This window comes from Ruegeria sp. CL3, from assembly GCF_056536505.1.
This window is the reverse complement of the sequence record NZ_JBQFPT010000017.1, coordinates 19892-42653: the sequence shown is the minus strand read 5'-3', so window position 1 is coordinate 42653 and position 22762 is coordinate 19892. Positions and strand designations below refer to the sequence as shown.

At 59.6% G+C, this 22762-nt stretch carries 17 protein-coding genes and 1 pseudogene; 8 read left to right on the top strand and 10 right to left on the bottom strand.

What is annotated here, in order from left to right; all coding sequences use genetic code 11:
* Positions 1-49 precede the first annotated feature (49 nt).
* Complete coding sequence (locus ACR0NO_RS20650) at positions 50-958, top strand: LysR family transcriptional regulator (RefSeq protein ID WP_480725375.1); 909 nt, start codon at positions 50-52, stop codon at positions 956-958.
* Between the two features lie 8 nt (positions 959-966).
* Here the strand turns inward: ACR0NO_RS20650 and ACR0NO_RS20645 are convergent, their stop codons facing one another.
* Entirely contained in the window at positions 967-2001 is a 1035-nt protein-coding gene (locus ACR0NO_RS20645) for an ACP S-malonyltransferase (RefSeq protein ID WP_480725374.1), read from the bottom strand.
* Entirely contained in the window at positions 1998-4190 is a 2193-nt protein-coding gene (locus ACR0NO_RS20640) for a dehydrogenase E1 component subunit alpha/beta (protein ID WP_480725372.1), read from the bottom strand. The genes ACR0NO_RS20645 and ACR0NO_RS20640 overlap by 4 nt, the downstream gene beginning before the upstream one ends.
* Before the next feature lie 144 nt (positions 4191-4334).
* Here ACR0NO_RS20640 and ACR0NO_RS20635 point away from each other — a divergent pair, with 144 nt between their 5' ends.
* Entirely contained in the window at positions 4335-5231 is an 897-nt protein-coding gene (locus ACR0NO_RS20635; protein ID WP_480725370.1) for a LysR substrate-binding domain-containing protein, read from the top strand.
* Positions 5232-5319: 88 nt separating this feature from the next.
* Here the strand turns inward: ACR0NO_RS20635 and ACR0NO_RS20630 are convergent, their stop codons facing one another.
* Together ACR0NO_RS20630 and ACR0NO_RS20625 are read right to left on the bottom strand one after the other, a co-directional pair.
* Positions 5320-6477 carry an acyl-CoA dehydrogenase family protein gene (locus ACR0NO_RS20630; RefSeq protein WP_480725369.1) on the bottom strand — a complete coding sequence of 386 codons (1158 nt, stop codon included), beginning with the start codon at positions 6475-6477 and terminating at the stop codon, positions 5320-5322.
* A gap of 80 nt (positions 6478-6557) precedes the next feature.
* Positions 6558-7142, bottom strand: a complete 585-nt coding sequence (locus tag ACR0NO_RS20625) for a TetR/AcrR family transcriptional regulator (protein WP_480725368.1) — start codon at positions 7140-7142, stop codon at positions 6558-6560.
* Positions 7143-7430: 288 nt separating this feature from the next.
* Between ACR0NO_RS20625 and ACR0NO_RS20620 the strand changes: the two genes are divergently transcribed.
* From ACR0NO_RS20620 to ACR0NO_RS20600, 5 genes and pseudogenes are all read left to right on the top strand, one after another.
* Positions 7431-7601: a hypothetical protein gene (locus tag ACR0NO_RS20620; RefSeq protein WP_480725366.1), complete on the top strand. Its 171-nt coding sequence runs from the start codon at positions 7431-7433 to the stop codon at positions 7599-7601.
* A 78-nt stretch (positions 7602-7679) separates the two neighbouring features.
* A complete protein-coding gene (locus ACR0NO_RS20615) occupies positions 7680-10151 on the top strand; it encodes a heavy metal translocating P-type ATPase (RefSeq protein WP_480725365.1) in 2472 nt (823 codons plus the stop codon).
* Entirely contained in the window at positions 10148-10537 is a 390-nt protein-coding gene (gene cueR, locus ACR0NO_RS20610) for a Cu(I)-responsive transcriptional regulator (RefSeq protein ID WP_170484511.1), read from the top strand. The genes ACR0NO_RS20615 and cueR overlap by 4 nt, the downstream gene beginning before the upstream one ends.
* A 24-nt stretch (positions 10538-10561) precedes the next feature.
* Positions 10562-11500 (top strand): annotated as a pseudogene (locus ACR0NO_RS20605) (NAD(P)-dependent oxidoreductase); the annotation flags it as partial.
* Between the two features lie 101 nt (positions 11501-11601).
* Positions 11602-14667 carry an aminotransferase class III-fold pyridoxal phosphate-dependent enzyme gene (locus ACR0NO_RS20600; protein ID WP_480725363.1) on the top strand — a complete coding sequence of 1022 codons (3066 nt, stop codon included), beginning with the start codon at positions 11602-11604 and terminating at the stop codon, positions 14665-14667.
* Positions 14668-14707: 40 nt separating this feature from the next.
* Here the strand turns inward: ACR0NO_RS20600 and ACR0NO_RS20595 are convergent, their stop codons facing one another.
* Together ACR0NO_RS20595 and hemP are read right to left on the bottom strand one after the other, a co-directional pair.
* Positions 14708-15184 (bottom strand): hypothetical protein, encoded by a 477-nt coding sequence (locus tag ACR0NO_RS20595; RefSeq protein ID WP_480725362.1) that lies wholly within the window; start codon positions 15182-15184, stop codon positions 14708-14710.
* Entirely contained in the window at positions 15181-15348 is a 168-nt protein-coding gene (hemP, locus tag ACR0NO_RS20590; protein ID WP_170468565.1) for a hemin uptake protein HemP, read from the bottom strand. Before hemP ends, ACR0NO_RS20595 begins: the two co-directional genes overlap by 4 nt.
* Positions 15349-15567: 219 nt before the next feature.
* Between hemP and gph the strand changes: the two genes are divergently transcribed.
* Positions 15568-16242, top strand: coding sequence for a phosphoglycolate phosphatase (gph, locus tag ACR0NO_RS20585; RefSeq protein ID WP_480725361.1), 675 nt, complete (start codon positions 15568-15570; stop codon positions 16240-16242).
* A gap of 251 nt (positions 16243-16493) precedes the next feature.
* Here gph and dld read toward each other — a convergent pair whose 3' ends face one another.
* The 4 genes from dld to ACR0NO_RS20565 all read right to left on the bottom strand — a co-directional run bounded on the left by dld (position 16494) and on the right by ACR0NO_RS20565 (position 22591).
* The gene (dld, locus tag ACR0NO_RS20580) at positions 16494-18182 is read right to left on the bottom strand and encodes a D-lactate dehydrogenase (RefSeq protein WP_480725360.1); all 1689 of its coding nucleotides are present in this window, start codon (positions 18180-18182) and stop codon (positions 16494-16496) included.
* 16 nt (positions 18183-18198) lie between these two features.
* Positions 18199-19350: an alpha-hydroxy acid oxidase gene (locus tag ACR0NO_RS20575; protein WP_170681397.1), complete on the bottom strand. Its 1152-nt coding sequence runs from the start codon at positions 19348-19350 to the stop codon at positions 18199-18201.
* A 12-nt stretch (positions 19351-19362) separates the two neighbouring features.
* A complete protein-coding gene (locus ACR0NO_RS20570; RefSeq protein ID WP_170380532.1) occupies positions 19363-21426 on the bottom strand; it encodes a TRAP transporter large permease subunit in 2064 nt (687 codons plus the stop codon).
* 115 nt (positions 21427-21541) lie between these two features.
* Positions 21542-22591, bottom strand: coding sequence for a TRAP transporter substrate-binding protein (locus tag ACR0NO_RS20565; RefSeq protein ID WP_209255313.1), 1050 nt, complete (start codon positions 22589-22591; stop codon positions 21542-21544).
* Between the last annotated feature and the right edge of the window lie 171 nt (positions 22592-22762).

Genomic DNA, 22762 nt, shown 5'->3' with positions numbered 1-22762 from the left:
CCTAGCGCCCTCTCGACAGCAAAACCATTCATACTTAATCATAGATTGTATGAGCAAAATCGATTTCACTGATCTGGACGGCAAGGTCCTGCGTATCTTTCTGACGATACTCGAGGAAAGCTCGGTCTCGAAAGCGGCGGATCGGCTGGGGGTCACACAGTCGGCCATCAGCCACACATTGGCCAAGCTGCGGCAGGTGCTGGGCGATCCGCTATTCGTACGATCCGGTCAGGGCCTGACTCCGACCGAACGCGCGCTTGCCCTGCAAGAGCCGGTCCGCAGCGTTCTGGACGGCATGCGCGCCCTGACGGATGAACGCCCCTTTGATCCCCTGTCAGAGCAGATGGAAATCCGCATCGCCACCAACGATATGCCGCGAGAGCTGATTTTTCCCGACCTCCTGCGCGCGACCCGCGCCGAGGGGATCAGGCTGCAGTTAGAATTCATCTCATCCGGCGTACCGGGGCCGGACCTGCTGCGCAGCGACCGGTGCCAACTGATGCTGACGCCGCTGCCGCCGGACGGGCCTGACATCTTTCAGAAACGGCTGATCTCAAGCCATTTGATGGTGTTTTATGACCGCAGCCAGCGCACCGCGCCCGAGACGTGGGAGGCCTATTGTCAGAGTGAGCATGTCGAGGTTCGCTTTCCCGACGGACGGAATGCCCGCGCGGTGATGCGCGGCGTGGATCAAAGCCAGATCCGTTCGCCAACCGTCGTGCTGCCTCATTTCAATGCTATCCCGTCTTTCATCGCGGGCAGCCCCCTTATTTCCACCGACACGGCGCTGATGAAAAACGGACCACTGGCCGCGCTGGATTGCGCACCCTTGCCGTTCGACTGCGAGCCTGTCTCGATCTACATGGTCTGGCACCAGCGCTCGGCCAATGACCCGGCCCATCGCTGGCTGCGCGACCGGATCGAAACCCTCGCCAGCACTATTCAGGCCGAGACCTGAAGCAGGGCCTAGCCTGTCGCCAGAGCCCTCTGATCCTCGCGCCCCATGGCCAACAGAATAGGTGAGGCCTCTTGCCGCGCGATGAATGAGGCCTTGTCAGTCATGCCGCTCCACCCTGCCATGGTCAAAGACTGCGCCACCGCACCACCTAGTGTCGCCCCCGGCCCCGTCACGATGAACAGGTCCGGTGCAAACTCTCGCGCAGCGGTTTGAATGGCATGGGTGAAATCGTAAGGCTCGGTCACCTGATGACCCAGCGTATAATCCCACAGCGCCTCGGTATCGGTGGCGCCCGGCCACCAGATCTTGCCACGCCCGTCGATCATCGGGTGTCGTGTTTGGCCGAACAGCTCGGCCTTCAGCCGTGCCCGACCTTCGGCGGCAATCGGAGCCTGCAGAGCGGTATGGAACGCCGCATGGTTCGGCAGCCGCATGGGAAAACGGTCCTGAACGGTGGGATGAGATGCCGCGAACGCTGCGAGACCGGCCTCATTCCCGGCCAGCACCAGCATACCGCCCAGATCAATCGACAGCGCCAGATCCTGCCCTTCGACCGCGTTGATGTCAGAGACGTCCTGCAACAACGCCTGTTTCTGGTTCGCACTGTCGACCCAGCTGTCATCGGTGAAGGGATAGACCAACTGCCCCCCGATCAGATGTTCCTGCATCAGAGTGCCCATGGTGTTCACCACGCGGAACCCGTTCTCAGCGCTCAGTGCACCAGCGGCGGCCAGTGCGATATACCAACCCATCGAGTTTCCGGTCACGGCCACCACCTCGATATCATCCGCCAGCGACTGCGCATCCGCCAGCGCGGCCGCATAGATCAGAGGCGAGGCCACATCACCACGCGAATAGGTGCTGACCGCAAAGCGCGCGGCCCCGTCAAGTGCGGTTACCCCCTCTTGTCCGGCCTCGGCGCGCAGGGCATCAAACCGCTGGAACATCGGCATCTTGTCCGCGTGATGACGGTGCAAATAGCCCAACTCGGGCTTGTTATAGGTGCCCCGACCGGGGCAGATCACGACAGCCGTTCGGGTCATTTCCGCACTCCGGTCAGGGCCAGGGCCGCAGCGACGATACCGTCCTTCGACGGCAGCGGCGCGGCATAGGCCGGGCCGGTCGCGATGAAACAATCCTCAGCCACAACGCGGGCGACCCGCGTCTGGGCGCTTTCTTCGCGGAAGAGGGTCATCAGCCCCTCGGATTGGCTGCCTGTGCGGCGGCATTCATCCACGATCAGGACGTGTTTGCAATCTTTGGTCGCCTCTAGCAGCGCCTCGGCCGGTAGTGGGGCCAACCAGCGCAGATCGATGATACGAGCGTTCACACCGGCCGCCTGCAGCTCAGGCAGCGCCTGACGCGACAGGTAGTGGCCGTTGCCGTAGGTTACGATGGCCAGATCAACGCCGTCGCCATGCACGCCAACCTCGCCCAGCGCAATCCGCCGGTCGGGCGAGGGGTAGGTCGTCATCCAGCCCCCATCCTGCGCCGCACTCAGATCCCGCATGGGATAAAGCGCAATCGGCTCGAGGAACACAACGACCCGCTGCTCTTCCCGCGCCAGCCGAACGCATTCACGCAGCATCTGTGCGGCGTCCTCCCCGGTCGAGGGGCAGGCAATGATCACACCCGGAATGTCGCGCAAAACGGCCAGAGAGTTGTCGTTGTGGAAATGCCCTCCAAAGCCTTTTTGATACCCAAGCCCAGCAATCCGCAGCACCATCGGGTTGGTGAATTGCCCATTCGAGAAGAAGGGCAATGTGGCAGCCTCACCGCGGATCTGGTCTTCGGCGTTGTGCAGATAGGCGAGGAACTGGATTTCGGGGATCGGCACAAACCCGTTGTGCCCCATGCCGATGGCAAGGCCGAGGATCGACTGTTCGTCCAGCAGGGTGTCAATCACACGGTCCTGACCGAACCGCTGCTGCAGTTTCTGCGTTACGCCATAGACGCCACCTTTGCGGCCCACATCCTCGCCCATACAGACGATCTCGCCATGTTCCAGCATCAGATCGGTCAGCGCCCAGTTAATCAGGCGGCTCATGGGCTGCGGGTCGGCCATTGCGCGCATGTCGCCCCCGAACGCTTTTGCCCGCGCATCCTCGCTGGGGCCGTTCGTTGGCTTGCAGTCACGTTTGGGCGGGATCAGGCTGGCCATGACATCCTGCGCGGTCGACAAATGCGGGCGCGTAGCAGCTTCGGCGGCCACACGATCCGTACGGGCGCAGCTGTCCTGATAGATTTTCAACGCCTCCTCCGGCGCCAACGCCCCCGCCTGATCCAACAGGCGAACGGAATGGAGAAGCGGATCATTTGCCTCATCCGCCTCAACCTCCGCCTTGCTCAGATATGTGGTCGGTACATCCGCCCCGGCATGACCGTAGAGGCGTACGGTCCGCAGGTGCAGAAAGGCGGGCTTACGGCGCGTGCGGACATAATGCGCGGCTTCTTGTGCCACGGCGTAGGTCTCGTAGATGTCCAGCCCATTGGCCTGAAAATACTTGATGCCTGGGCGATGCGCCATCGACGCCTCGATCCAGCCCTTCGGCGTTTTCACCGAGATCCCAATACCGTTGTCCTCGCATACGAACAACAAAGGCAGCGGCGTGGATTGCACGCTGGTCCAACCCGCCGTGTTGATCGCCCCTTGCGCGGTCGAATGGTTGGCCGAGGCATCCCCGAAGGAACACATGGCGATGCCATCTTCGGGCAGCACCCGATGCTCGGGGTCATGCCGCCGCGCGGCCCCCAAAGCATAGGCCGCCCCAACCGCCTTGGGCAGATGGCTGGCAATGGTCGAGGTCTGAGGCGGGATCATCAGGGCTTTCGAGCCAAGAACCTTATGACGCCCGCCCGAGGTCGGGTCCTCTTTCGAACACGCAAAGCTCAGCAGCATATCCCAAGCGATCTGTTGGCCCGGAACCTGCTCGGCCCGGGCAATCTGGAACGCCGCATCGCGGTAGTGCAAAAAGGCGATATCCGTCGGGCGCAGGGCGTGGGCCACCGCAGCCATACCCTCATGACCCGATGAGCCAATGGTATAGAACCCCTGCCCCGCCTTCTGCATCGCCCGGCTGGTGCGATCCAGCGCCCGGCTGAGAACTTGCGAACGATAGAGCGACACCGCATCTGCATGGCTCAAGCCACCGACCGGGGGGGCGCCCTCGCGGAAATCCCGGTTTGCCACGCGGGATAGGAAATTCTCATGGACGATCTGCGCGCGATCCATAGCTCGGCCTTCTCAAATGGTGCGGGGCTGTCCGCGGGTCTTGTTTTCGAACGGCGCGGGCGCGCGCGTCAAAGGCCAGTATATCCGGCTGGTGTCGGGAAAAAGCCAGTGATAATCAAACCCAAAGGTATGAGGAAATGTAATATGATCGCGCCCCGACGCTTTCTTCCGTCGATTTCATCCCTGCTCGCGCTCGAGGCCGTGGACAGGCTGGGCAGCGCGTCTGCGGCCGCCGAGGAGCTGTCACTGACGCAAAGCGCCATCAGCCGCCAGCTGAAAACGATGGAGGAGCAGTTGGGCATCGAACTTATCCAACGCACCCAGATGCGGTTGCACCTGACCCCGGCCGCGCAGGAGTATGTCCAGACGGCCCGCACAGCTCTGCATCAACTGGCGCAGGCCTCGCTGAAACTGAAGGCCAACCCAACCGGAGGTTCCCTCAACCTTTCCATTCTGCCGGCATTCGGGATGCATTGGCTGGCCCCGCGCCTTCAGGACTTCGCCCGCAATCACCCTGAAGTCACAGTCAACCTGAACACAAGATTGCGGCCCTTCGATTTCGAGACCGAAGCCTTCGACGCGGCTTTTCACTTTGGTCGCCAGAATTGGAGCGGCGTCAACTACCTAAAGATCATGACGGAGTATGTCGTGCCCGTCTGCGCGCCTGACCTTCTGCCCGACCAGAGTGATCAATTCGACTGGCTGGAGCTGGCGCCCCTATTGCACATGGAAACGCGCCCTGACGGTTGGGAGCGCTGGTTTACTGCTCATGGTCATCCTGTCAGCGGGTCGCGCGGGATGCTGTTCGATCAGTTTTCAACGATGATACAGGCCACGATCCATGGGTTGGGTGTTGGCCTATTCCCCAGCTATCTCGTCGAAGAACACCTCAAAACCGGTCGCCTTGCCTTGGCATGGGACGGGCCAGAGGTCAGCTTGGGCGCGTACTACTTGGTATGGCCCAAGAACAGGATCGAATCCGAACCGTTGAAGTCATTTCGAGCATGGCTCGAACGGCAGCTGGACCCGGAAATCACATAGATATCCGAACAAGCCGCCAACTGAAAAACTGCCCGGCCCAACGGGAGGAGACGTTCCGACAGGAACCTCGACGACGGGCGGGAGAACTTCAGATGTCTATCGAGCGCGCGATGAGCTCCTTCATGACCTCATTGGTGCCACCATAGATCATCTGCACGCGGGCATCGGCATAAAGGCGGGCGATCGGGTATTCCATCATGAAGCCGTAGCCGCCAAAAAGCTGCAGGCATTCATGCATGATCTCGTTCTGGACCTCAGAGCCCCAGTATTTGACCATAGACGCGGTGGCGGCATCCAATTCACCCGCCTCCAGCTTGCCAATGCAATCATTCACGAAACTGCGCAGCACTTCCGCCTTGGTTTTGCACTCAGCCAGTTTGAACCGCGTGTTCTGGAAATCCATAACGCGCTGATCAAAGGCCTTGCGCTCCTGCACGTATTTCACCGTTTCGGCGATGGCGAAGTCAATCGCGCCCAGCGCCATGATACCGATGGTCAAACGCTCCCATGGAAGCTGTTTCATCAACTGGTAGAACCCTTGCCCCTCATCCGGGCCGAGCAAATTGGTCATCGGTACTTTGACATCTTCAAAGAACAGCTCGGCGGTGTCATTGCCCTTCATGCCCAGCTTCTTGAGGTTGCGCCCGCGCCGGAAACCCTCGGCCCCGTCCGTCTCAACCACAATCAAAGATACCCCCTTGGCACCCAAGGTCTTGTCCGTCTTGGCGGCAACGATGACCAGATCCGCGCTCTGACCGTTGGTGATGAAGATCTTCGACCCGTTCAGGCGATAGGAATTGCCGTCCTTCTCAGCCGAGGTTCGCACCGCCTGCACATCCGAACCCGTGCCCGGCTCGGTCATGGCCAAAGCCCCTACCATCTCGCCCGAGGCCAGCTTGGGCAACCAACGCTGTTTTTGGTCTTCGCTGCCATAGGCCGTGATGTAGTGCGTCACGATTGACTGGATCCCATATCCCCATCCGGCGTCCCCACGCGCCGTCTGTTCGTACAGAGTGACCGAGTCAAACCCCATGTCCCCGCCGACGCCGCCATATTCTTCCGGGATCGCACCCGCCATCAGACCGGTTTCCCCGGCTTTGTGCCAGAATGCCCGGTCTACGATTCCATTCTCGGCCCAGGTTTCGGCATTGGGAACCAGTTCATCATCCAGAAACCGCCCCGCCATTTCGGCAAACATCCGGTGTTCGTCAGTGACCCAAGCTGCGGTCGAGGTAAAAAGCGACATTTGGTATTCTCCGATCAGGTGTTACCTGAAAGGCTATCGCGGCACCGTAGATAGGCCAATCCACGTAACGCCGCGTTCCGTCAATGCAACGCAGCGTTCTTTCGGGTCAGCGCAGCATCCAGCAGCATTTGCGCGGCGACCTTGGCGTCTTCAGCCGGATTACCGTTCTTCAACAAAACCGCCGAAACGATCGCGCCCTCTTGCAGCAAAACAATCTGACGGGCCAGAAGCTCTGGCGCATGTGCGCCGGATTGGCGCGCCAACGAGGTCAGGTGTTCCAACATAACCCGTTTATGTTCTGCTGCCTGCACATGGATTGGATGGCTGGCGTTCTGATACTCGGCCGCGGCCTTCAGGAACATGCATCCGCGGAAATCGTCCTCTTCGAACCACTCTTTAAAAGCGTCGAAAGTGGCAATCAATTGCCCGGCTGGCGTGTCTGCAATCTGCTCAACCCGTCGCAGGATCCGATTGCGGAAACTTTCATCCCGTAGGCGAAGAACGGCCAGGATCAGATCTTCTTTGGTACGGAAGTGTTTGTACATCGAGGTCTTGGACACACCGGTTTCCACCACCAGTTTATCCATGCCGGTCGCGTGGAACCCGTCTCGGTAGAAGACCTCCATCGCCTTGCGCACCAGTTCATCGCGTTTGTTTGGACGCATCAGAAAGCACCTGAGTGTACCAGACTGTACATTTTATCCCACTTCCATTGCGGTTTCTTCACGTCACTGCACTTCGTTAACCAAAACCCCACAACGACTTCACTTTTTTGCGACGTGATCTCTTGCAAATCATAGCCAGTGAGATCATTTTTTAAAGGGTTACCGATCAGTACACCCTAGGATCTGACGATGAAACGCCATTCCAGCTTTGTTGCCACGCAATATGTCCCAATCATTTTGGTGCTCGCTTTACTGACTGCGGCGGTGGCCACGTGAACAGGCGAAAGTATGATACGCTCAGCTTTGCAGAACGTCTCGGCCTTGATCATCGGGTCTGCCTTTTTGTTGCTTGTGGTACTGTTTGGCTTTTTTGCCTCACCTGATGCGGTGCGGTCGGCCCCCGAGAGCCCCAATGCCCAATCCTTGCTTGAAAGCCTATTTCAGCGCGAGGGCCGCTAAAAACCACACAACACCTCTTGACCTTCCCGTCACTGGAACCCCCATGTGGATAGCAAGATATCTGTCGGGATGAGTCGCATGACCCAAAGCACTCAATTGAAAATCACGGGCATGAGTTGTGCCTCATGCGTTGGGCGCGCCGAGGCTGCCTTGCAGGCTGTGCCCGGCGTGCAGGACGCCTCGGTCAATTTTGCGACCAAGACGGCTCAGGTTACGTTTGACGGACCGGTCTCCGCCCTCAGCGATGCGTTGGAGGCAGCGGGTTATCCGGCCGCAACGCATCAGACCGCTTTGCGGATCACCGGGATGAATTGCGCGTCCTGCGTGGCCAAAATCGAACGTACTCTGCAAGCCAGCCCCGGCGTTCTTGAGGCGAGTGTGAACCTTGCCAACCAAAGCGCATCGGTCACCTACATCGAGGGCGCAACCACGCCGCAGGCGCTGGCACAGATCACAAGTCAGCTTGGGTTTCCCGCGCAGCTTAAGACGTCTCCGGGGTCGGAAACCCGATTCCATGATGCGCCGGATGAGGCGCGCAACTTGAAACGTGCGACAGTACTGGCTGCCATTTTGGCCCTGCCCGTATTTGTTCTGGAGATGGGCGGGCACATGGTTCCAGCCTTCCATCATTGGGTTCACGCAACCCTCGGACAGCAGACCAGTTATCTGATCCAGTTTGCCCTGACCACGGCCCTGTTGATTGGTCCGGGACGCATATTTTACGCCAAGGGCATTCCGTCGCTGTTGCGCGGGATGCCGGACATGAACGCTCTGGTCGCTTTGGGGACGGGGGCGGCCTATCTGTTCTCCATCATCTCGACTTTCGCGCCCGACCTGCTGCCGCAGGGAACAGCTAATGTGTATTTTGAGGCTGCGGCCGTGATCATTGTGCTGATCCTTCTGGGCCGCATGATGGAGGCGCGCGCCAAAGGCAAAACCGGCGCGGCCATCCGCGCGCTGATCGGGCTTCAGCCCAAGACCGCGCGCGTCGAACAAAATGGCGCAACCGAGGATCGCCCCATTGCCGAAATAGCGGTGGGTGACCTGCTGCAAATCCGTCCCGGAGAACGCGTTCCGGTGGATGGAGATATCCTCGACGGAACCTCTTACGTCGATGAAAGCATGATTACGGGAGAGCCGGTACCGGTTGGCAAATCCGCTGGCGACCCCGTGGTGGGGGGCACCGTGAACGGAACCGGCGCGCTGCGTGTGCAGGCGACTCGCGTTGGTGCGGATACGGTTCTGGCCCAGGTCATAGCGATGGTGGAACAGGCCCAGGGGGCAAAGCTGCCCATCCAAAGCCTGGTCGACCGGCTGACCTACCGCTTTGTTCCAGCCGTGATGCTGGTTGCGGCTTTGACCATCACTGTTTGGCTGATCTTAGGGCCTTCTCCGTCACTGCCGCTGGCGCTGGTGGCCGGGGTATCGGTCCTGATCATCGCCTGCCCCTGCGCCATGGGTCTGGCCACGCCGACCTCGATCATGGTGGGAACAGGCCGCGCGGCAGAACTGGGTGTTTTGTTCCGCAAGGGCGATGCGCTGCAACACTTGCAGCAGACCAAGGTGATCGCCTTCGACAAAACCGGCACGCTGACGCTTGGACGACCCGAACTTGACCACGTGACAACCACCAACGACTTTGAGCGGGATCAGGTTCTGCGGCTCGCCGCCGCGATCGAGGCGCGCTCAGAACACCCTATCGCCACTGCGATCACCCGCGCTGGGCCCTCTGTTCTACCCGAGGTCTCTCAGGTTCAGTCCCTCACCGGCCTTGGCCTTCAGGGCCGCGCAGAGGAGCACGATCTGCTGATTGGCTCATACAAATTGATGCATCAGAAAGGCGTGGATATCTCGGACCTGAAGCCAGACGCCGATGCACGGGCCTCTCAAGGGGCGACCCCTCTGTTCTTGGCCATTGATGGGGTGGCGGCGGCCAGTCTAGCTGTCTCGGACCCTGTTAAGCCGGGCACGGCCGAGGCGCTGACCAAGCTACACGATATGGGCCTGACGCTTGCCATGGTAACCGGAGACAACGCGCAGACGGCGCAAGCGATGGCCGACAGGCTGGGCCTTGATCACGTGGCCGCCGACCTGCTGCCCGGTGACAAACAGAAAACATTGGAGGGCTTGCGCAGCGAATTCGGCGCGCTCGCCTTTGTGGGCGATGGGATAAACGACGCCCCTGCCCTAGCGGCAGCTGATGTCGGCGTCGCCATCGGCACCGGAACGGATGTCGCGATCGAGGCCGCCGATGTAGTTTTAATGTCCGGCGATCTGCGCGGCGTTGTGAACGCGATCGACATCAGCCACCGGACCATGCGCAACATCCGCCAGAACCTCGGATGGGCATTTGGCTACAACACATTGCTGATACCGGTGGCCGCCGGAGTGCTGTATCCCTTTGGTGGGCCATTGCTGTCCCCGGTGCTTGCGGCGGGCGCGATGGCCCTGTCCAGCGTCTTTGTCGTCACCAATGCGCTGCGTCTGCGATGGGTCCGCCCCGACGTCGCGGAAGGCGCGCAGAAAGCAGCGAAGGAGGCCCGCGCATGAATATCGGCGATGTCTCAACCCGTACCGGACTGCCTGCGAAAACGATCCGCTACTATGAGGATATCGCGCTGATAAAACCTCTGCGAGATGACAACGGCTATCGCCGGTTTCGCGAACAGGACATCCACAAGCTAACCTTTCTAGGCCGCGCCCGCGCCTTGGGGTTTACCATCGAAGACTGCCGCACACTGCTGGCGCTCTATGAAGATGAAAGCCGGGCGAGCGCGGATGTAAAGCAAGTTGCACGGGATCATCTGGCGCAGATTGACGCAAAAATCGCCGATCTCAAAGCGATGCGCGACACGCTGAGTCATTTGATCGAGGCCTGCGCCGGAGACGACCGACCGGATTGCCCGATCCTGAAGGATCTAGGCGGGAACAGCTAACACGGGGTTGCCCTTTCGCGCAGGCTTTGCTTTGTCAGTGCCAAACACTCCGGCAATCAAGCAATGCCGGTCAGCGGAGAGGATCATCCCATGGCAAAAGTCGCGTTTCTTGGTTTGGGTGTCATGGGTTATCCCATGGCTGGGCACCTTCAGGCTGCAGGGCATCAGGTCACCGTTTACAATCGGACCGCCTCAAAAGCCGAAGCCTGGGTGGCCCAACATGGCGGCGCAATGGCGACATCTCCCAAAGAAGCTGCGGAGGGGGCAGAATTTGTCATGTCCTGTGTTGGCAATGATGACGACCTGCGAATGGTGTGCACAGGCGCGGATGGTGCTTTCGCCGGGATGTCCGATGGCGCGATTTTTGTAGATCACACCACCGTTTCCGCCAAGGTGACGCGCGAGCTTTACGAGGCGGCCAAAGGGCAAGGGATCTCATTTGTCGACGCGCCGATCTCCGGCGGTCAAGCCGGGGCCGAGAATGGCGTGCTGTCGATCATGTGCGGCGGCGATCAAGCGGTGTTTGATGCGGCCGAGCCGATCATGCAGGTTTATTCGAAAATCTGCCGCCGGATTGGCGAAAGCGGCGCCGGTCAAATGACCAAGATGTGCAACCAGATCGCGATTGCCGGTCTGGTTCAGGGCCTCAGCGAAGCGCTGCATTTTGCCGAAAAGGCCGGTCTGGACGGGCGCGCGGTGGTTGAGGTGATCAGCCAAGGCGCGGCAGGTAGCTGGCAGATGGCAAACCGGTACGAGACCATGCTTGACGACCATTTCGACCACGGTTTTGCGGTAGACTGGATGCGCAAGGATCTGGGCATCTGTCTCGGCACAGCCAATGAGACGGGCGCGTCCTTGCCTGTCACCGCGCTGGTCGATCAATTCTACAAGGATGTGCAAAAACTTGGTGGTGGGCGGTGGGATACCTCGTCGCTGATCAAGCGGTTGCGGGCGTTGGATTAAGGGGGCTGTCTGCCCCCTCTTGGCCCTATGGGCCAATTCACCCCCGAGGATATTTTTAGCCAGATGAAGAGATCCGCGTTGCGCGGCGGATAGGGATGGGAATGAAAGACATGAGTGATTTCTGGGCAGATGCTCTGCGCAAGTTTTGGGGGTTGGAGGCCCGTCTGACACGGCTGGACGGAGAGTATGACCTGAACTTTCTGGTCGAAGCGAAGAACGGTCAGGATTATGTCCTGAAAGTCATGCGCGCGGGGTGCGAGCCAGAGTTCGTCGACCTTCAAGTCAAGGCGCTCGAACATATCGCGTCTGAGGCTCCGGGGCTGCCCTTCCCCAAGGTATTCCCCTCGTTGGATGGTGCTGTCCTGCCCGAGATCGAAGATCAGGACGGTCACCTGCGTTTGGCTTGGTTGTTGGAGCGCCTTCCGGGTAAGTGTTACGCCAAGGTCGAGCCGAAATCCGAAGATTTGATCCTGAAGCTGGGGCGTGTACTGGGCGCGACCGATCGCGCTCTGGCCGGGTTTGCGCATGACAGCCTGCAGCGGGACGATTTCAAATGGGACCTGATGCAAGGTGACTGGATCGCGGATCAGCTGGACGCGGTCAGCGACCCGTCCCGCCGCGCTATTTTAGAAGAGATCGTTCAGGGCTTCTCCGCGATCTCGGAAACGCTGCAAAGCCGGCCCACGCAAGCCATTCACAACGACGCCAATGACTACAACATCCTAGTCGAAGGTGAGCTGAGCGAACGGCGCACCGTATCCGGCCTGATCGACCTGGGCGACATGTGCGCCGCGCCGCGCGTATGCGAGGTGGCCATTGCCGGGGCCTATATCGTTCTGGATCACCCGAAACCCGAACGCGCGCTGACCGCTCTGGTCCGAGGCTATCACGCCGCCAATCGGCTGAGCGCCGAGGAGGTCGATCTGATCTGGCCCCTGCTGCGCATGCGGCTCGCGGTGTCCGTAGTGAACTCGACCCTGATGACGGCAGAAAACCCCGATGATCCCTATGTGACCATCAGTCAGGCCCCGGCCTGGCGGTTTCTTGAGAACGAAGCCGTCAATGGCGGCCTGATGTCCGCCCGCTTGCGCGGTGCCTGCGGCTTACCGGTGGTCGATGGGGCCGAGCGCATTCATGCCTACCTCTCAGACCATCGCGGCCACTTTGCCGAGATGTTTGGCCAGGACCTGAGCAGCGCGCCGATGGGGTCTCTTTCTGTTGAGAATTCCACTTGGCCGCAGAACCCGTTTCATATGCCGCTCGAAGAAGCCGCGCGGGTGGGTGAGGAATTTGGTGAGGGCCTGTGGCTGGGATATTACAATGAACCCCGCCTGATCTACGCGGAGCCCGGGTTCCGCAAGGGGCCGTGGAAGGCCTCGGACCGGCGCACGGTGCATCTGGCCGTGGACGTCTTCGCACCTGCTGGCACGGTTTTGCACGCCCCGATGAGCGGCCGGGTCGAAGTGGTCGAGAACCGAGACAGCCATCTCGACTATGGCGGGGTGGTGATCCTGCATCATGAAACGCCCGAGGGGGATCCGTTCTATACGCTCTACGGCCATCTGGACCCAGAGGTTTGCGATCGTCTGAAACCGGGCGATCCAGTTGCGCAGGGCGCTGCGTTTGTACGCCTTGGGGATGCCTCGCAGAACGGTGGTTGGGCCCCGCATGTGCATTTCCAAGTCGCTCTGACAACCGATGGCATGGAGGCTGACTGGCCCGGTGTCGCCGATCCCGATGAGCTAGAACTATGGAACGCGGTCTGTCCAAACCCGGCGGCTTTGCTGAATCTGGCCGATGACAAGGTTTGCTATCAGCCGACCGACAAACAGGCCGTTCTGCAAGGGCGTCACGATCATTTCGGCGGCAATCTGAGCCTGACCTACAATGACCCGGTCATGTTGGTGCGCGGCTGGAAACACCACCTGTTCGACGAATGGGGGCGCCCCTATCTGGACGCCTATAACAACGTCCCACATGTGGGCCACGCACACCCACGCATTCAGGCCGTCGCGGCGGATCAGCTGAAGCGAATGAACTCGAACACCCGCTATCTACACCCGGCGCAGACCGCATTTGCCGACAAGGTGTTGTCGAAGCTGCCGGATCACTTTGAGGTCTGCTTTTTCGTCAATTCAGGCACCGAAGCCAACGAATTGGCCTTGCGTCTGGCCCGCGCCCATACCGGCGCCAAGGGGATCGTGACCCCCGATCACGGCTATCACGGCAACACGAACGCGGCTGTGGCGATCTCGGCCTACAAGTTCAACAAACCCGGCGGGATCGGTCAGGCTGATTGGGTCGAGCTGGTCGAGGTCGCGGATGACTACCGAGGCTCGTTCAAACGTGACGACGCCGACCGCGCGCAAAAATACGCAGATCTCGTCGACCCGGCGGTAGCTGCTCTGCAGGCAAAGGGTCAAGGCGTGGCCGGTTTCATCGCCGAGACCTTCCCCTCGGTCGGTGGGCAGATCATTCCGCCGAAAGGCTATCTACCTGCAGTGTATGAGAAAATCCGCGCGGCTGGCGGTGTCTGTATCGCGGATGAGGTCCAGACCGGGCTTGGACGGCTGGGCGAATACTATTTCGGTTTCGAACACCAAGGCGCGCTGCCCGATATCGTTGTCATGGGTAAACCGATCGGCAACGGTCACCCTCTGGGCGTGCTAGTGACGACAAAGGAAATCGCCCAGAGCTTTGACAACGGGATCGAGTTCTTCTCGACCTTCGGCGGCTCGACCTTGTCCTGCCGCATCGGGAAAGAGGTTCTGGACATCGTCGATGACGAAGGCCTGCAGGACAATGCCCGCGCCATGGGCGACCGTCTGATGGCGGGTCTGCGTCAGATCGAATCCGAGTTCGGCTGCGTTGGCGACGTGCGCGGGATGGGTCTGTTTCTGGGGGTTGAACTGATCAATCCGGATGGATCGGAAGGGACCGAGATCTGCAGCTTTGTGAAGAACCAGATGCGCGATCATCGTATCCTGATCGGCAGTGAAGGCCCGAAAGACAACATACTGAAAATCCGCCCGCCCCTGACCATTGAGGTCGAGGATGTGGATATGATCCTATGGGCGTTGCGCGATGTTCTGAAAGGCGTCGGCGACTATTCCCCTGCCCCGGTTTGCGACCACGATCACCATCACGCGGGATGTGGCTGCTGCTAGGTAGAAACCCCGGCGCGACCGCCGGGGTTTCATTTGCCGATCAATGCAACACGGGCGAGGGGGTCTGATGACCGGTTGTCGGTATTGGAACGGCGGCTGTCATGCGGCGCAAGGCCATCCCCAGCTCTTCTGACAAAGAGGCAAGCGCCGGCGCAAAATCCGGACGCACGATCAGTGAGGCCATCATCATCGCGTCTTCCCGCGCGCCCTCAGATGCGGCCGCAATCATCTGGGCAAAACAATTCTCATCCGCGCCCAGACAGGCACATCCCAATCCATGGCGGATCAATGGACGGCGACCGTGGCTGGCGCAAAGCGAACATAGTCGATCCAAGGTCAACATCGCGGCGCGCCCTTGATCGGCGCCCAAGGCGATGTCGAAATCACTGGCAACATCTGCGCGGCCTCTCGCGCCTTCGCTCCAGAGGCGCAGATACATCACCGCACCTGCTTCGATTGGGGCAAGGTCTGTCAGGCGGCCAACCGCTGCGCCACCCCGGGACGACGGGCTGCTCATTTCGTCAGGATCAGTTTGCCTGCACGGGTAATGCGCAGCGTATAAAGCTGATCACCCAGTTCGATATGGGCGAGATTGCCGCCTTTGGTCAGCTCTTCGGCCTTGTGCGAAGGCAGCACGGATACGGCAAAGGACTGGGTGGCGATAGGGGTCTGCGCGTTCATTTGACAACTCCGGAGTATCTCAGGCAAGGGCCTGATCTGTTCGCTTTCTCAATGACCTGGCTGACCCGAGTCCGGGGTGGCTGTCGGCTTCTGCTCTTATTCTGATTATTTTAGTAAGGATTGTCAAGCCGCGCATTTGCGCTTGCAGAAAGATGTCGTGTTGCGCCTTCTCGGCGGGCAGGTTAGGCCTGACCGCATAGGCAAAACACCGAGGTTACAATGGGCGCGGCAATTGTATTTGATCTGGACGGAACTCTGGTCGACAGCTTGGGCGACATCGTTGCAGCCGCAAACCAGACACTGAGCGATCTCGACCTGCCCCCTCTGCCGCGAGAGGTGATCGGGCGATTCGTCGGCAATGGACTCCCCAAGCTGGTCGAGCGTATGATCCGGCACTGCGAATTGCCCTTGGACCGTCACGAAGAGCTAACGAAAGTGACGCTCGCGCATTACACGGCAGGGGCCAGCAAGACGACGGTGCCCTATCCCGGCATTCCTCAGGCTATGGCCAGCTTGCGGTCGCAGGGGCATACACTGGGCGTCTGCACCAACAAGCCCGAGGCCCCTGCCCGGCATATCCTCGACGCACTGGACCTGTCGCAATATTTCGACGCGGTTCTGGGTGGAGACAGCCTGACCACAAGGAAACCCGACCCTCAGCATCTTTTTGCAAGCTTTGACGCGCTGCCGACACATGGGTCGCGTGTTTTCGTGGGCGACAGCGAGGTGGACGCAGAAACAGCCGAGCGCGCCGAGATCCCCTTTCTGCTGTTCACGCGGGGGTATCGGAAGTCGCCCGTGACAGATATTCCGCACGACGTTGCCTATGACAAGGCGGAGGAGATTCCGCCCCTGGTCGCGCAGATTGTGCAGATGTCTGCTCAGGTGAAATAGGCCTCAGCGCATACCCTGAAAATTATTGAGGGGCCGGCCGAGGGGGTATGGACCAGCCCCTCATCGGGGAAACTCTGTGTGGCCCTTTGGGGCCAGTTGTTGTCACTTGTTTATCGGGACGCGACAGATGGCGAAATTGGGGGATTCCCGTAGGGCTGGATTTTTTTGCCTCAACGAAGCAGTGAAACCCGCGCTTGACCTCAGGTTTGAGGGGCGATCAAGGCCCTGACCATACGCACCATGCGTCCGAGTTATTCGGGCTCGGCGTAGTTCTGCGCTTTGGACATTTTGCCGATCCCCGGATTGAAGGAATTGGTCGGGTCGCAGCATTTGTAGTGGGCTGCCAGATCGGGCTTGGCCTTGTACAAATGCCCCACATTGTGTTCGGCGGGGTATTCCGCGCCGCGCCTGTCGAACAACTCCAACATCGCGGCTTTCAAAGCCTTTGGGTCAGCGCCTTTTTTGACCACGTAGTCCTGATGCATCACGTGGCACATGAAATGACCGTAGTAGAGCTTGTGGACCAGTTGGTCCTCAATCTCTGGCGGAAGCGTCTCAAGCCAGTCCTGATCGTTGCGCCGCAAAGCCACATCGAGCGCAATGATGTCTTCCACCTCATTGCAATGCAGTGCCATGTACCTGACCGCAGCTCCGGCGGCGGCAAAGCGGTGCAACCCTGCGATCTTGGCCTCTCGTGGAGTGCATTCGAAGGCATCGCCGTCACGATCTTTGAGGAATATGGGCAGCCATTCAGCAGCCTCGGCAATCCCTTCGTTCTTCATCTTCAGGATCAGATGGTGTTCGAAGCGGTCGCGAAACTCGACCATCCGTTTTGGCAAGACACGCGGCCAGACCGAGACCGCCATCTGCATAAATCTATCAGTGAAGTTGCGCAGGAAGGGAATTCGGCGCAGGCGGGCATCGACTGCGCCTTTGAGCGCAAAGAACATCGGCAGCCGGTCAGTGCCCAGTTTGTCGATCATCACGACCGTATCCTTACCGTAACGCGCCGTGATGTCGAACACCTCGCGCTGCATGTATTCGGCGGAAACGGGCAGCGACTTGAATTCGGATAGGATGTGACGGCGCAGGGCGGCCAGATCATCGGGGCTGTTTGTTCCGATGTAAAAGACCTTCTCGGCCTCGTTCTTTGGGAACGTATCAAGCCGTACGGCAAAGACGGCCAGCTTGCCCGCCGAGCCAGCGGATTCGAACAGCTTGGCCTTGTCCGCGTTGAACCGCGCAGGCGTTTCGGCGTCGACGTCGCGCACGATCTGCGCGTAGTCACTGGCCGAGGCGCGTTTGTTCGTGGCCCCCGGGTTGCGGTCGAACGTGCCTGCATCGAGATTTGCCAGGATCTCGTCCGGCGTGTCGCCCAGATCAATTCCCAGATGGTTGACCAGCTCCAGCTCGCCCTTCTCGGATATCCGCGCGTGGACGGAGAGTTCGGTGTAAACAGGGCCGCGTTCCACCAGTGACCCGCCCGAGTTGTTGCAGACCCCGCCCACAATCGACGCGCCTATACATGAGGAGCCGATCACCGAATGCGGCTCTCGACCCAGTGGGGCCAACAGTTTTTCCAGTGCAAACAGGGTGGCGCCGGGAAAGCTGACGATCTGCTCGCCGTCGTTCAGCGGCACCAGAGTGTCCATGCGGCGTGTGTTGATCAGCACCACGTCGCGGTCATAGCTGCCCGAGGGGGTCGACCCTTCGGTTAGGCCGGTATTGGCCGCCTGCATGATGACAATCTTATCGGCTGCAACGCAGGCCTTCAGGACTTTCCACTGCTCCAGAAGGCTGCCGGGCTGGATGACGCACAGCGCCTCACCCTCGCCCGAGCGAAAGCCACGCCGGAACCGTTCCGTCGCGCGTTCGCCAGTCAGGACATGCCGCGTTCCAACGACAGAGCGGAAATGTTCAATCAACGCGTCATTGGTCATGGCATCCCTCGTGTCTTTATGCGGCGCGGAAACGGATATTCTCGCGGCTCAGTTGGTCGATTCTAGTCACACCCATCAGCTTCATGTCGCGTTCGATCTCGGCCCGCATGAGGCCCAGCGCGCGTTCGACACCCGGCTGACCAGCGGCGGCCAGAGGATACAGGTACTGACGTCCAACACCGACCGCTTTCGCGCCGATCGAAAGCGCCTTCAGCACATGAGTACCGCGCTGAATGCCACTGTCCATGATCACGTCCAGCTTGTCGCCAACCGCATCTACGATTTCGGCCAGTTGATCAAACGGCGTGCGTGAGCCATCCAACTGCCGCCCGCCATGGTTCGACAGAATAATCCCGGTACAGCCAATCTCAGCCGCACGCTTGGCATCTTCGACTGTCATGATCCCCTTGAGGCAGAACTGACCGTCCCAATCGCGCACCATCTGCGCTACGTCATCCCAATTCATCGAAGGGTCCAGCATCTCGGTGAAATAGCCGCCGATCGAGCTGGCACCACCGCCCATATCCACATGCTCTTCCAATTGCGGCAGGCGGAACTTTTCGTGGGTGACATAGTTGATCCCCCACATCGGCTTGATCGCAAACTGGATCATGCCACCCAGTGTCAAGCGGAACGGGATCGAGAAACCGGTTCGTAGGTCACGCTCGCGGTTGCCGCCGGTGATGCTGTCGACGGTCAGCATCATGACCTCGACCCCGGCCTCTTTCGCGCGTTGCATCATGGCCGCGTTCAGGCCTCGATCTTTGTGGAAGTAGAACTGATAAACCTGCGGGTTCTTGTGCTTCTTGCGCAGTTCTTCAAGCGAAACGGTGCCCAGCGAAGACACACCGAACATGGTGCCATATTTCTCGGCTGCAGCGGCCACGGCGCGTTCGCCTTGATGGTGGAACAGCCGCTGCAGAGCGGTCGGCGAGCAGTAGAATGGCATATCCAGCTTTTGGCCCATCACGGTGACGGACATGTCCACGTCCTTCACTCCACGCAGAACCGAGGGCAGCAGATCGCAGCGGTCGAAGGCCGCGGTGTTCTGGCGATAGGTTACCTCATCATCCGCGCCGCCATCGATATAGTTGAAGATTGGCCCCGGCAGGCGGCGCTTGGCCAGCTGCCGGAAGTCGTGAAAGTTGTGGCAATGCTTGAGACGCATAGCGTGATCTCCTTAGTACGCCACAGAGGGCAGCCAGGTGGCGAGTGTCGGCCATAGGAAGACAAGCGCCAATCCGGTCAGTTGTAGCAGCACAAAGGGGATGATGCCTTTGTAGATATGCATCAGCTTGATCTCGGGCGGGCAGACACCTTTCAGGTAGAAGAGCGCGAAGCCAACCGGCGGGGTAAGGAAGCTGGTTTGCAGCGTCACCGCCACGAGGATCACGAACCAGACCAGCGCGGGTTCATCCAGCACTCCGAAGCCCGGAATGTCGATGCCCAAGCCGTTCACGATCGGACGCATCAGAGGCAGCACGATCAGGGTGATCTCTATCCAGTCCAGAACAAAACCCAGCAGGAAAACAATGAACAGGATGAACAGGATCGTGCCATTGGCACCAAAGCCGGTGGATTGGACCACATGTTCGATCAGTTCATCGCCGCCAAGTTCCCGCAGCACATAGGAGAATACCGTCGCGCCAAGGAAGATCGCGAAGATATAGGCGGTGGTGTTGAAGGTCGAAACCAGCACGTTCCACAATTTCGCGAAGGTCAGCTTGCGATATCCCAGCGCCAGCAGCGTCGCGCCCAAGGCGCCGATGCCCGAGGCCTCGGTCGGAGTGGTCAGACCTCCGAAGATCGAGCCCAGAACCGCGAGGATCAGCAGCAGCGTTGGAATGACCGCGATCAGAACGTCTTTGACAGCATCCCAGTCGGGCGCTTTCGCGCCTTCTGGCACGGGGGCCGCGTCACGCTTCACCTGTGCGAGAATGAAGATGTAGGTCAGGTATAGCCCCCCGATGATCACACCGGGAAAGACGGCGGCCATGAACAGGTCTCCGACGGATAGTGCCATCTGGTCGGCCATAATCACCAGCATGATCGAGGGTGGGATTAGGATACCCAGCGTGCCAGAGGCAGAGACCACGCCCGCCGCCAACGTCGGCTGATATTTCTGCTGCATCATCGACGGCAAAGACAGCACACCCAGCAACACCACGGAGGCACCGATAATACCGGTCGAGGCCGCCAGAATGATCCCGATCAAGGTCACGGTGATGGCAAGGCCGCCCCGCACGGTGCCGAACAGGCGCTGCATCGAGGTCATCAGACGCTCGGCCACACCGGATTCGTCCAGCATCAGGCCCATGAAGATGAACATAGGTAGCGCGACCAGAACCGCGTTGGACATGGTCGCGTAGACCCGGTTCACCACGGCGCCCAGGGTCAGGTAGTCAAGCCCGGTAAAGGTGCTCTCCAAACCGGTCCACAGCATCAGGTCATTGTCGAACAGATATGCGAGACCACAGTAGGCGACGCCCACACCTGCCAGCACCCAAGCCACCGGATAGCCGGTAAAGAGCAGCGCGATGAAGGTCAGGAACATCGCGATGACCAGCTTTTCCTCGGTCGTTTCGACCAGGAAGGTCAGGCCCACACAGACGGCGGCAAACACAGCCAGAACCAGCAGGATACGACGCAGCGGAGCGCCCTCTCGTTCCGAAGCCGGTCCGTACATCAGTGCGTGCCCGTCGTGGATCAACCGTGCCAGAGCAGCCAGCGCCAACAGAACAAAGCTGATCGGAATGACCGCCTTGAAGGCCCAACGCGCAGGCAGACCGGTGGGGCTGTCCGAGCGTTCGTTGACGCGGAAGCTTTCGTAGAAATAGTCATAGCCCTGGTCGATCATCAGATAGATGAACGGGGTCAGCAGGGTCAGAATGCCGATCACCTCGATGATCCGCTGCGCCCGGCGGGACAATTGCATATGCAGAACGTCGACGCGCACGTGGCTGTCTGTGATCAAGGCATATGAGATGCCGATCATCGTAACGATGCCGTAGAAGTGCCACTGAATCTCATCCAGTTTGGGGTAGTTCTGGCTGAGCAGATAGCGCAGCGCGACCTGCGAAAAAATCGCTGCCATCAGCAGAACATTCGCCCACATGACGACATGGCCAACAGCCTTGACGCTGGTATCAATGGCTACGGCGATCTTTTGGCGGTCGGTATCGGGATGCTCCAGGATGCCTTCATAGGCCTCAACCGGATCTTTGGTGGTATTTGGATTGCTCATGGTCATTCCTCGCCCGGCGGCCCTGTGCAAGGGCGGTGAAAGTTTGGAAAAATCCGAAGATCAGAAATCGACTGGGGCAGCAGTGTCCGCTGCCCCAGAGACGTCAGTGAGGAAGTTACTGACGTGGGAGGAAGGCGTTGGTCTTCCAGAGATTGTAGCCGTCACGGAACTCGGTCATGTCGGCCAGAACCTTGGCAAAGAAGGCGTCATTTGCGGCCTCTTCGGCGGCGACCTCTTCCCAAGTGCTGCGGAAGGTATCCAACATCTCGGGCGACCACTGCTTGAGGGTGACACCGTTGTTTTCAACGTTGTCGATCAGCGCTGCGTGCTGGATCGCTTCGCCTTCGGCAAAGCTGTCGGCCATCGAAGCCTTACAGGCGTTTTCGATGATGGCCTTGTGCTGGTCGCTGGTCTCTGCCCAGACGTCTTTGTTGATCATCAATTCGAACACGGTCGCTTGCTGGTGCCAGCCGGGGAAGTAGTTGAACTTGACCAGCTTGTGGAAGCCCAGACGTGCGTCGATGGCGGGCATCGAAAACTCGGTCGCGTCGATCGCACCTTTTTCCAGCGCCGGGAAGATCTCACCCCCGGGCAGCAACGAGGTCGCAACACCCAGTTTCTGCATAACCTTGCCGCCCAGACCGAAGAAACGCATCTTCAGACCGCTCAGGTCTTCAGGTGAGTTGATTTCAGTCGCGAACCAGCCCGAGGTCTCGGGGGCGATGACTGCGCAAGGGATCACGTGGACGTTGTAGCCCGCCTGATCATACATCTCTTGGTACAGCGTCATGCCGTTGCCGTAGTAGAGCCACGCCATGTATTCGCCCGCCTCAGGGCCGAAAGGAACGGCCGAGAACAGAGGAGCAGCCGGGATTTTACCCGCCCAGTAACCAGCGGTGGTGTAGCCGGAGTTGATCTTGCCAGTCGAAACCGCGTCTAGAATTTCGAACGGTGGAACCAGTTTGCCTGGCTCATATACCTTCATCTTCAGCGTACCACCCGACATCAGGTCCAACTGCTCGGCAACGCGCGGGATTGGCGAACCAAGACCAGGCAGTTCGGTCGAGAACGCAATCGGGGTTTTCAACAGCAGCTTATCTTTAGCAACCGCAGGTGCGGCCATCAGGCTGGCGGCTACGGCAAGGCTCGTCAGGGTCTTTTTCATAATGTCTCCTCCTGGGTGGGTCGGGCATCTGCCTCAAACACAAACGCAGACCCTTGCGGGTTTGCATTAGTGGTTCACTAACTTTACCAGTGCTGCTCAGTCAATAATTTTGTTTACCACTGGAACTGCAGAAGTGTTCCTGGCTGGGTGCACTCCGTTTCGATGGAAACC